Source organism: Aeromonas sp. R7-4 (assembly GCF_040908055.1).
Classification (GTDB): Bacteria; Pseudomonadota; Gammaproteobacteria; order Enterobacterales; family Aeromonadaceae; genus Aeromonas; species Aeromonas sanarellii.
Map to the genome: position 1 here is coordinate 69,961 of NZ_JBFODA010000057.1, position 10,241 is coordinate 80,201.

Sequence of the window (10,241 nt, forward strand, 5' to 3'; positions counted from 1 at the left end):
TTAGCGGGCCGGACGCCGGTGAGCAAGGGGAAAGGGGCGGTGGCAGGCCGCCTCCTATTGATGGCGGGACTTCTCAGGAGAAGCAAACCGGTTTGTGCAAGGGCCCCGAAGTCGCTACAAAGCGCACTCTCTCTCCTCGCTGCGAGCCTATCTTGGACTATCAAGCCGTCATGGATGCCATCTACACCCGGGGCTGGGTGATAGTGGATGATTTTTTAACCGCCGCCGAGGTGGATGCCCTCAAGGCCTGCCTGCCTGACGAGTGGCGGCCGGCGGGGATCGGTCGCGACACCCTGCACCAGGACAACCGCGACATCCGCCGGGATCAGATCCACTGGCTGGACCCTTCCCTCGGCGCGCCGGTGGCCGACTATCTGGCGCGCATGGAGTCCCTGCGCCTGGCCGCCAACCGCAGCCTGATGCTGGGGCTGTTCGACTACGAGGCCCACTTCGCCCGCTACCGGCGTGGCGACTTCTACGCCACCCATCGCGATGCCTTCGCCGGGCGCTCCAACCGCCGCCTCACCTCGGTGTTTTACCTGAACAACGGCTGGCAGCCAGAGGCGGGGGGAATATTGCGGGTCTATGACGACAACGAGCAGTTCCTGATGGACGTCTCCCCCAAAGGTGGGCGCCTGGTGTTGTTCTTGTCGGAGGAGTTCCCCCATGAGGTGCTGCCCGCAAGCGAGGAGCGCTACAGCATCGCCGGCTGGTTTCGGGTCAACGGCAATGGTGGCGGGCGGGTCGATCCGCCGCGCTGAGCGCATTTCACCCAGTTTCTGACACAGGCGGGCACTTTTACGGGTCTGGATGGGGGGAGGGCGGTCCCATCGGCTGACAAGGCTTCCCCTCCCTTGCTACACTGCCCGCACTTATGTTCGTTTCCGGCTTCGTTCTGTGATGGAACATGTTTGCCCTTCGACCGGTACTCGCCGGCGGGGGCGAACAGGCTCTTCGGTTGGTTTTTGACAGGGTGATGACGAAGCCGCTTCTCCCAAGGGATCACATCTAATGAAGAACATGCATGTCTTGCTGCTGTGCGGTGGCGGTGGCTCCGAGCACGAAGTCTCGCTGCGCAGCGCCAATTTCCTCGAAAAACAGCTCGGGCTCCTGCCCGGCGTCGAAGTGACCCGGGTCGAGATGTTCGCCGACCGCTGGCTCAGCGCCGACGGCCGTGAATGCAAGCTGGGGCTGGACAAGCTGCTCTCCTTTGACAGCGTGGCCCGTCCGGTGGACTACGTGGTGCCCTGCATCCACGGCTATCCGGGCGAGACCGGCGATCTGCAATCCTTCCTGGAGCTGGCGGGCCTGCCCTATCTCGGCTGCGACGCCGAGGCGAGCAAGATCTGCTTCAACAAGATCACCACCAAGCTGTGGCTCTCCGCCATCGGCATCCCCAACACCCCCTATCTGTTCCTGACCGAGCAGAACGACGCGGCGCTGGCGCAGGCGAAAGCCGCACTGGCCAAGTGGGGCAAGGTCTTTATCAAGGCGGCGTCCCAGGGCTCCTCCGTGGGCTGCTACTCCGCCAGCAACGAGGCCGATCTGGTGAAGGGGATTGCCGATGCCTTCGGCTATTCCGAGCAGGTACTGATCGAGAAGGCGGTCAAGCCCCGCGAACTGGAAGTGGCGGTCTACCAGTACGGTGACGAGCTGGTGGCGACCTATCCCGGGGAGATCTGCGTGCCCCAGGACAAGTTCTACACCTACGAAGAGAAGTACAGCAGCGCCAGCCACACCGAGACCGCGCTGCGGGCCGAGGGGCTGACCCAGGCCCAGGCCGATGCCATCCACGAGTACGCCCTCAAGGCATTCCGTCAACTCAAGTTGACCCACCTGTCGCGCATCGACTTCTTCCTGACCGAAGAGGGGGAGATTTTGCTCAACGAGATCAACACCTTCCCGGGAATGACCTCCATCTCCATGTTCCCTAAACTGCTGGAGCATCACGGCCACAACTTCGCCGACTACCTGGAGCGGATCCTGCGCAAGGCGCTCTGACGCCGACGCAGCCGTGCAACCTGAGGGGCCCAAGGGCCCCTCTGTCATATCCCTTGGTCAGCCGATGGTTGCGCGCCTTGCCGCAGGCTGCGCCCCCCGCTACAATCTGCCCCCCTTTTCTCCCGCCGAGTGCATCCCCAGAGCCGCGCCCCATGAAGCCCATTCCCGATCACGCCGTCAATCGCCTGCGCCTGTGGCGCAAGAGCGTCTCGACCAGGCCCTTTCTCGCCCGTGGTGGCAGCGTGCCGCGCTGCGACGCCTGCCAGCTGCGCCACGACTGGTGTGCCTGTGACTGGCGCCCCGCGCTCAAGGCCGAGGCGGGCTTTTGCCTCTTGATGTATGACAGCGAGCCCATGAAGCCCTCCAACACCGGGCGCCTCATCGCCGACGTGCTGCCGGATTCCACCTGGGCCTTTCTCTGGTCGCGGACCCAGCCCCATCCCGAGCTGCTGGCCCTGCTGGCGGATCCCGCCTGGCAGCCCTACGTGGTGTTTCCCGCCAGCGAGAAGGCGCCCGCCCGTCTGACCGGCGAGGTGGCGCTGGCGCCGGGCAAGAAGCCGCTTTTCATCCTGCTGGATGGCACCTGGCCCGAGGCGCGCAAGATGTTCAACAAGAGCCCCTATCTGGACGGCTTTCCGGTGCTCGCCATCAAGCCCGATGCGCTCTCCACCTATGGCATGCGGGTCGCCCACAGCGACGAGCACCTGTGCACCGCCGAGGTGGCCGCCTGCGTGCTGGAGGTGGCCGGGGAGCTGCAGGCGGGCCAGGCATTGCAGCTCTGGTTCAATCTCTTTAGCCGCCGCTATATGGCGGGCCGGGTAAGCCGGGCGCCGGGCGAGGATGAAGCGCCCCTGTTGCAGGGGTTGGCGGCCATCAAAGACCAGAGCCGCGCTCTGGATTAATCCGCTTCAGCCGCCGCTATATGGCGGGCCGGGTGAGTCGGGCGCCGGGGGATGACGAGACGCCGCTGCTGCAAGGGCTCGAGGCCATCAAGGAGCAGGCCGTCTCTTGCGCTTGATTGATGAAAATAAGGAATCGATTGGCTGCCACTGTTTCGTTGGCCTCATGTGCCCGTGGCCGCTAGGATAGCGTCCTGCTGACTCATTCAGGCTCCAGGCAGCACCGGGAGCCGCCAATCACACGAGGTCTATGGATGGAACTGGAACTGTTCACCCTGGTCGCCCTGTTCGGGGTGGCCCTCATCGCCGGCTTTATCGACGCCATCGCCGGGGGCGGGGGGCTCTTGACGGTGCCGGCCCTGCTGGCTACCGGCATGCCGCCGGCCCTGGTGCTCGGCACCAACAAGCTGCAGAGCAGTTTCGGCTCCTTCTCCGCCACCTGGTTCTATGCCCGCAAGGGGCTCCTGGAGTGGGCCATCATCTGGCCCGCCGTCATCTGCACCTTCATCGGGGCGGCCATCGGCACACTGGCGGTGCAGACCATAGACGCCGCCATTCTGGAGCGGCTGCTGCCCTTCCTGCTGATGGCCTTCGCCTGCTACTTCTACTTCTCCCCCAGGGTGAGCGATGCGGAGAGCCAGCGCCGCCTCACCCCCATGGCGTTCGCCCTGCTGGTGGGCGGGGGTGTGGGCTTCTATGACGGCTTCTTCGGGCCGGGCACGGGGTCGTTTTTTGCCATCGGCTTCGTGGCCCTGGCGGGCTTTGGCATGGCCAGGGCCACCGCCCACACCAAGTTGCTGAACTTCACCTCCAACATCGCCTCTCTGCTGTTCTTCACCCTGGGGGGCAAGGTGGTGTGGAGCGTGGGCCTGTGCATGGCGCTGGGGCAGTTCATCGGGGCACGCATGGGCTCCAAGCTGGTGCTCAAGAAAGGGGTGAAGCTCATCAAGCCGCTGCTGGTGACCGTCTCCCTGCTGATGTCCGCCAAGCTGGTGTGGAGCCAGTACCCCGAACTCTTTGCCTGGCTGGGCTGATCCTGGCACCAAAGATGGCGAGGGCCCGATCCCCTGGATCGGGCCCTTCTGTTTTCAGCCCTGGGAACTCAGGTGCCGGAAATGGGCTTGCAGGGCCTGCACCAGGCGGGCAATGCGATCGCGCTTGAGGCTGTTCGGGCGATAGACCAGGTGGAGCGGGCGGCCCAGCCCTGGCAGGGGACGGGCTCTCTTGCCCTGCTCGCCCACCAGGGCCAGCAGGCCGGCGGGCAGCAGCACGGGCCCGATCCCCGCCTTGGCCAGCTCGATCAGCGCCAGGTAGGAGTCGAGCTCCATGGCGGGGGTGAGCCCGAGGGCGGCCAGGGGCTCGCGCAGGTAGCGGTTGGAGGGGTTCTCCAGATCCATGGTCAGTATCCTGCGCTCCTCCTCCTGATCCCCAGGCGTGGCCTCCCCCTGATCATCGCCCACCAGGTAGAAGGGCTCCTCCAGCAGCCGCTCGGCGCACAGGCCGTGGCCCGGCGGCAGCCGACCGGCGCAGATGCCGAGCAGGGCGTCCCCGCCGCGGACCCGGGCCAGGATGACAGGGGTGTGGTGGGTGGAGAGCGCGATGTGAGGATCCTGCTGCAGGTAGTCGTGCATAAAGCGGGCGAGGTAGCCCGCCAGAAGGGTCTCCGAGCAGGCGACGGGCAAGGGGGTATGGTCGGTGAGGATCTGGCTGTCCGCCAGCACCCCCTTCATCTCGGCCAGGCTCGGGGCCACCCGGGCGAGCAGCTCCCGGGCCTGGGGGGTGAGGCGGGTATGGCGGCCATCGGGCTCGATGAGCTTCTTGCCGAGGCGCTGCTCCAGCTGGGCGATGCGCTTGCTCACCGCCGACTGGCTGATATAGAGGCGGCTCGCGACCTTGGCCATGGTGCCCTCGCTCGCCAGCAGGCAGAGTGTCTCCAGCCCTTCCAGTAACATGCGTCTTCCCGTTCTCGTCTGTTGGAAGCCGTTACCTTAGGGGCTGGTGGCATCAGGGGCAAGTCCCGTTTGCAGCCCTCGATAACGGCCAGCGCCACGCCTTGACGGGGGGCGCGAAGATCACCAGGTTGCCGATGAGGCTCACCACCACGCCGACGATGGAGACCGTCTGCCAGACGAAGCCCTCATAGAAGGTGGAGAGGGTGAGGGCCACCAGGGGGAAGAGCACGGTGGCGTAGGCCGCCTTGCTGGCGCCGATGCGTCCCACCAGGGTGAGGTAGGCGGTGAAGGCGATGACGGAGCCGAAGATGGCCAGATAGACCATGGACGCGAGGTAGCGCGGGTCGGTGGGCAGGGTCAGGGACTGGCCGAGTACCGTGACCCAGCCCAGCAGCAGCGCGACCCCGTACACCATGCCCCAGGGCACCATCTGCAGCACCTGATAGCCCTGGCGCTGGCCCCGGGCCGAGACCAGGTTGCCCAGGGAGAAGCAGAGGGTGCCGCCGCAGGCAAACAGCAAGCCCTTCCAGCCGTTTGCACCCAGTTGCGCATCCGCCAGCACAGGCCAGAACAGCAGCAGGGTGCCAAAGAGCCCCAGCAGCGACCCTTGCAGCCAACGCAGGGTGGGCCGCTTGCCCTCGAACAGCCAGAGGTTGAGGCCGTTGAAGATGCTGGCGCTGGCGAAGATCACCGCCGACAGGCCGCTCGGGATATAGAGGGTGGCGTGGTAGAAGCAGAGGAAGTTGGTGGAAAAGAGCAACGCGCCGAGCAGGGCCGCGTAGCGCTGTCCCGCCCAGGGCAGGCGCGGAAACTTGCCGCTCACCGTGAGCAGGGCGAAGAGTGCCAGCGCCGCCAGGGCGAAGCGGTACAGCACCGAGACCTCGATGGGAATGGGGCCGAGTTGCCAGGCGATGGCGATCCAGGTGCTACCCCAGATGAGGACGGTGGAGACATACAGCAACAGGTTCATAAGCGGATCCGATGAGAAGGGGAGTGACATGGGGATCAGCATGGGCCTGATGGCCCGCCCTGGCTTGCACCATCTTGCGGTTTTTTATGGCGGGCAGCAGCGCTCGGCGAGCAGCCGCGATAAGATGACGGCACGGGAACCAAGGATGAGGCAGACAGGTGCAGCAGAGACGACAGGCGGGGGTCTTTGATGCCCTGGTCAGCACCGGGGCCAGGCTGGAGGACTCCTGCTGGCTGGAGCCCGGGCTCGGGGTGGCGAGCTGGCGCAACCGCTACGATCAGACTCGCTATCACAAGCCGGGTCATCACACCATCAGCGTCTACCTGCAGGGGGGTGAGCAGACCGAGCGCCTGGACGGGCCCGGCGGCCACGGCGGCGCCGGCAAGGTGTGCATCATGCCGGATCACCACAGATCCGAGTGGCTGGTGCGCGAGGAGTTTCGCTTCTTCCACCTCTACTTCACCCCGGCCCACTTCACCCGCATCGCCGAGCAGGTGTGCGACAAGGAGGGGCGCCACCTGCAACTGGAAGACAAGACCTTTATCGAGGATCCCCAGGCGGCGGCCCTGGTGCAGGGGCAGCTGATGCAGCTGGACTGGCAGCACGGCATCGATCGCATGGCGCTCTCCCACGGCGCCTGGATGCTGATGTTGCACGCCTATCGCCACCACACCCGGGAGGCCCCGACCCTGCCCGAGGTACGGGGTGGTCTCGCGCCCGCCGTGGTGCGCCGGGTGCAGGAGTATCTGATGGCGCATCTGGCCGAGCCGGTGACCCTGGGGGAGCTCGCCCGGGAGGCGGGCTTGAGCGAATACCACTTCGCCCGGATGTTCGGCCAAAGCCTGGGCTGCCCGCCCCACCGCTATCTGCTGGGGCTGCGGCTCAAGCGGGCCAAGCAGTTGCTGGCGGGAAGCGAGCCCCTGGCCAGCATCGCCGCCCAGTGCGGCTTCTCCTCCCAGGCCCACTTCGGCAACCGTTTCCGGGAGGCCTTCGGCCTGAGCCCGGGCCAGTGGCGCGCCCAGCTGTCATTCTCCTGTCACAGATAACGCTGAGACTCTGGGCAAAAGAGGTGTACCCTCTGTCTCTTGTCCATTGAAAGGAATGCCCATTGAATCATCGCAAACGTCAGACCCGCACCCGCCATCTCTGGTTCAGCCACTGGAATGCCCCCCAGGATCGCGCCAGCCTGCCCACACCGCCCGAACCTCTCGTTCCTCACAGTTCCCGCTGAAAACGCCGCAACCCGGTAGGATTTTTCCGGCAACTTTGCCACTATTGCGCCATCAGGATGGACTGGATATGGCCGCATGTTTCTGGAACGCATTGAAGTCAAAGGTTTTCGCGGAATAAATCGCCTCTCGCTCGGGCTGGACAACACCACAGTGCTCATCGGCGAAAACGCCTGGGGCAAGTCCAGTCTGCTGCGCGCCCTCTGGTGCCTGCTGGGGGACGCCGAGCCCTATCAATTTGGCCTGGATGATTTCCATCGGCCCGAAGATCCCGAGCTCGAACCCTCGCGCAACTTGCAACTGGTGCTCACCTTCAGCGAGTACCGCCCCCAGATGTGCCAGCACTCCCGTCGTCTGGCCCGCCTCGGGGCAGCCTGGATCCCCCACAAGGACAAGTTCCACCGGGTGCACTACCGCGCCAGCGCCGAGCTGCAGGACGATGGCACAGTGCTGACCACCCACGACTTTCTCGACGGCATCGGCAAGAGCCTGGCCATCGACAACAACGAGGCGCTGGTGCGCCTGCTCATCACCATGAACCCGGTGTTCCGGCTGCGGGACGCCCGTACCGCCCGGGACGGCATCGAGCGGCTGCCCTGGGGGGATCTCTGCGAGCAGCGGCTGGGGGAGCTGGCCGGCAAGCTCACCGACGAGCCCCAGCGCATCGGCGAGCCCGAGCTCAAGGAGGCGCTGCAGGCGGTGCAACAGCTGATGGAGCACTACTTCAGCGCCCTGGCCCCCATCAAGCACAAGCCCCGCAGCCAGCGGGAGATCGTCAACCGCCCCATGACCCTGCGCAACCCCGGCAACCTGCAGGTGCTGCTGCGCAATGCGGACAACCGGGCGCTGCAACTGGCCATGGCGGGCATGGCGGCCATGCTGCTCCACGCCCGGGGCAACCGGGAGCTGGAGGAGGGGGCCAGGCCCATACTGATGCTGGAGGACCCAGAGAGCCGGCTGCATCCCACCATGCTGGCCCTGGCCTGGGGCCTGCTGGAGCAGTTGCCCGGCCAGAAGCTGCTCACCACCAATTCGGGGGACCTGCTCTCCTCCCTGCCGCTCAATCAGGTGCGCCGCCTGGTGCGTCGCCAGCAGGACATCCTCTGCCACCAGTTGGGAGGGGAGCGCTACAGCAGCGACGATCTGCGCAAGATAGCCTTCCACGTGCGCATCAACAGGCCCATGTCGATGTTCGCCCGCTGCTGGCTGCTGGTGGAGGGGGAGACCGAGATCTGGCTGCTCTCCGAGCTCGCCCAGATCTGCGGCTACAGCCTGCGGGCGGAAGGGGTGCGGATCATCGAGTTCGCCCAGTGCGGTCAGGCCCCCCTCATCAAGGTGGCCCGGGACTTTGGCATAGAGTGGCACCTGCTCACCGACGGTGACGAGGCCGGTGCCAAGTATGCGAGCTCCGCCCGCTCCCTGCTCAAGGGGGAGCGCGAACGGGACCGACTGACCCAGCTGCCGGCGGCGGACATAGAGCACTACCTCTATCACAACGGGTTCGAGGGGGTGTTTCGGCGCGAGGCCGGGGTGGGGGGCCGCTCCACCCTGAACGCCGGACGCATCATCGCCAAGGCGATCCACCACCGCAGCAAGCCCGGCATGGCCCTGGCGGTGGTGGAGGAGGCGGAGCGCCTCGGCAGTGAGCACATCCCCCCCGTGCTCAGGCAGATGTTCGCCCGGGTGGTCGCCCTGGCCCGCGGGCAAAGCTGAACCCGCGGCGTTGGGAACGGGGAGGAGTTTGGCTATACTCCCCGCCTCTTGTCATTCCTTGTCCTGTGACGGGCGCGCCGGCGCCCGGACTCACACTGTTGCCGGAGACCCTATGTTCGTCCAACTTCCTTTTTGGCTCTTTCCCCTGACCGGTCTGATGGCCCTGGGGGCCCTGATCGCCGTCGGCCTCGTCCTGTGGCGCGGCGATCTCTGCCCGGGCCAGCGTTCGCGGATCACCACCCAGATCTTCTCGGTCTGGGTGATCACCGGGCTCTCCCTGATGCTGGCGATCGAAGCAGGCATCGAGGGCTGGCTGATCTGGAGCGGAGGCGCCGCCCTGATCCTCGGCGTCGTGCTCTCCCTGGCTCAGTCCCGCCTGGAGGGCAAGCGCGCCATCCCCGCCAGCCTGCTGTGGCTGCCCGCCCTGCCGCTCGCCCTCTATGGGGCGGGCCTGCTGCAGATCCAGGGCTGGCTCGGCGGCCTGTTGCAGATGGTGCTGCTGGGATCGGCCTTTGCCCACCTGATGCTGCTGCGGGCCCGCCATCGCCTGCAGGCCTTCAACCTGCTGCTGCCCCTGGCTGGGCTGGTGGCGGCCATGCTGAGCCTCATCTGGCTGGCGGTGCTGGTGGGCTGGCAGGGGAGCGGCGAGGGGCTCGACGCCCTGATCCCCGGGGTCCTGACCCAGGCCGGCCTGCTGGTGGCCGCCCTGCTGCTCTGGTTCAGCCCCCTTTACCGCCAGCAGGAGACGGCCCCCGTGGTGCTCTCCGTGACCCTGTGCGGTCTCATCATCGCCCAGATTGCGGCGACCAGCGTGCTGCACCAGCTGGCCTGAGCCCGGTGCCGTCGCGCGGCCCGCCCCCCCGGGGTGCGGGCTTTTTTTATGGCAAAGAGGCGCCAGACAGGGAGCGTGGAGGGGAGGGTACTGAGGCCCGGAAAATGTCGGGCTGCCTGAAAAAACTGCGATCTGTTGCAAAAGAAAACAGCATGTGACGGTTTAATCCTCGAATAAACTTTTTTTAGGATAATTACTTGCAATCTCAACGTTGGCGCCTATTATGGGCGACCTCGGACGCGGGGTGGAGCAGCTCGGTAGCTCGTCGGGCTCATAACCCGAAGGTCGTCGGTTCAAATCCGGCCCCCGCAACCAACTTATTTGTGTCCATGGCAAGGCAAACGCCTGGCGGTGGAGACAAAGACAGCAAGGGGCATCTGCTCTGCCTCTTGTGGTGGCAGTACAATTCGGACGCGGGGTGGAGCAGCTCGGTAGCTCGTCGGGCTCATAACCCGAAGGTCGTCGGTTCAAATCCGGCCCCCGCAACCAACTTATTTGTGTTCATGGCAAGGCAAACCCTGGCGGTGGAGACGAAGACAGCAAGGGACCACTGCTCTGTCTCTTGTGGTGGCAATACAATTCGGACGCGGGGTGGAGCAGCTCGGTAGCTCGTCGGGCTCATAACCCGAAGGTCGTCGGTTCAAA

The 10,241-nt window shown here is 65.6% G+C and carries 10 protein-coding genes and 2 tRNA genes; 10 read left to right on the forward strand and 2 right to left on the reverse strand.

From position 1 onward, the window contains the following. Positions 1–152 precede the first annotated feature (152 nt). From AB5Y72_RS15285 to AB5Y72_RS15300, 4 genes are all read left to right on the forward strand, one after another. The gene (locus tag AB5Y72_RS15285; RefSeq protein WP_368199176.1) at positions 153–761 is read left to right on the forward strand and encodes a 2OG-Fe(II) oxygenase; all 609 of its coding nucleotides are present in this window, start codon (positions 153–155) and stop codon (positions 759–761) included. Between the two features lie 250 nt (positions 762–1,011). Then, positions 1,012–2,001 carry a D-alanine--D-alanine ligase gene (locus AB5Y72_RS15290; protein WP_042076926.1) on the forward strand — a complete coding sequence of 330 codons (990 nt, stop codon included), beginning with the start codon at positions 1,012–1,014 and terminating at the stop codon, positions 1,999–2,001. A gap of 152 nt (positions 2,002–2,153) precedes the next feature. Further along, the gene (locus AB5Y72_RS15295; RefSeq protein ID WP_368199178.1) at positions 2,154–2,903 is read left to right on the forward strand and encodes a tRNA-uridine aminocarboxypropyltransferase; all 750 of its coding nucleotides are present in this window, start codon (positions 2,154–2,156) and stop codon (positions 2,901–2,903) included. Between the two features lie 251 nt (positions 2,904–3,154). Beyond that, on the forward strand, positions 3,155–3,934 hold the full coding sequence (locus AB5Y72_RS15300; protein ID WP_042076923.1) for a TSUP family transporter: 780 nt from the start codon (positions 3,155–3,157) through the stop codon (positions 3,932–3,934). 54 nt (positions 3,935–3,988) lie between these two features. Here the strand turns inward: AB5Y72_RS15300 and AB5Y72_RS15305 are convergent, their stop codons facing one another. Continuing rightward, complete coding sequence (locus tag AB5Y72_RS15305) at positions 3,989–4,852, reverse strand: LysR family transcriptional regulator (protein WP_368199180.1); 864 nt, start codon at positions 4,850–4,852, stop codon at positions 3,989–3,991. 52 nt (positions 4,853–4,904) lie between these two features. Then, positions 4,905–5,822, reverse strand: a complete 918-nt coding sequence (locus AB5Y72_RS15310; RefSeq protein WP_368199181.1) for a DMT family transporter — start codon at positions 5,820–5,822, stop codon at positions 4,905–4,907. A 158-nt stretch (positions 5,823–5,980) separates the two neighbouring features. On the opposite strand from AB5Y72_RS15310, the gene AB5Y72_RS15315 reads away from it, so the two are divergent. From AB5Y72_RS15315 to AB5Y72_RS15340, 6 genes are all read left to right on the forward strand, one after another. Then, positions 5,981–6,868, forward strand: a complete 888-nt coding sequence (locus tag AB5Y72_RS15315; protein WP_368199182.1) for a helix-turn-helix domain-containing protein — start codon at positions 5,981–5,983, stop codon at positions 6,866–6,868. A gap of 62 nt (positions 6,869–6,930) precedes the next feature. Further along, positions 6,931–7,053 (forward strand): hypothetical protein, encoded by a 123-nt coding sequence (locus tag AB5Y72_RS15320; RefSeq protein WP_267893005.1) that lies wholly within the window; start codon positions 6,931–6,933, stop codon positions 7,051–7,053. A 76-nt stretch (positions 7,054–7,129) separates the two neighbouring features. Next, the gene (locus AB5Y72_RS15325) at positions 7,130–8,764 is read left to right on the forward strand and encodes an ATP-dependent endonuclease (RefSeq protein WP_042076919.1); all 1,635 of its coding nucleotides are present in this window, start codon (positions 7,130–7,132) and stop codon (positions 8,762–8,764) included. 112 nt (positions 8,765–8,876) lie between these two features. Continuing rightward, entirely contained in the window at positions 8,877–9,596 is a 720-nt protein-coding gene (locus tag AB5Y72_RS15330) for a hypothetical protein (protein WP_103243070.1), read from the forward strand. Positions 9,597–9,834: 238 nt separating this feature from the next. Continuing rightward, positions 9,835–9,911 (forward strand) — tRNA-Met (locus AB5Y72_RS15335). A gap of 97 nt (positions 9,912–10,008) precedes the next feature. Beyond that, a tRNA-Met gene (locus AB5Y72_RS15340) sits at positions 10,009–10,085 on the forward strand. Positions 10,086–10,241 lie beyond the last annotated feature (156 nt).

Excerpts from the sequence above, each read along its gene's own strand:
- AB5Y72_RS15290 (WP_042076926.1), top strand. The coding sequence starts at position 1,012 with ATGAAGAACATGCATGTCTTGCTGCTGTGCGGTGGCGGTGGCTCCGAG.
- AB5Y72_RS15295 (WP_368199178.1), top strand. The coding sequence starts at position 2,154 with ATGAAGCCCATTCCCGATCACGCCGTCAATCGCCTGCGCCTGTGGCGC.
- AB5Y72_RS15300 (WP_042076923.1), top strand. The coding sequence starts at position 3,155 with ATGGAACTGGAACTGTTCACCCTGGTCGCCCTGTTCGGGGTGGCCCTC.
- AB5Y72_RS15305 (WP_368199180.1), bottom strand. The coding sequence starts at position 4,852 with ATGTTACTGGAAGGGCTGGAGACACTCTGCCTGCTGGCGAGCGAGGGC.
- AB5Y72_RS15310 (WP_368199181.1), bottom strand. The coding sequence starts at position 5,822 with ATGAACCTGTTGCTGTATGTCTCCACCGTCCTCATCTGGGGTAGCACC.
- AB5Y72_RS15325 (WP_042076919.1), top strand. The coding sequence starts at position 7,130 with ATGTTTCTGGAACGCATTGAAGTCAAAGGTTTTCGCGGAATAAATCGC.
- AB5Y72_RS15330 (WP_103243070.1), top strand. The coding sequence starts at position 8,877 with ATGTTCGTCCAACTTCCTTTTTGGCTCTTTCCCCTGACCGGTCTGATG.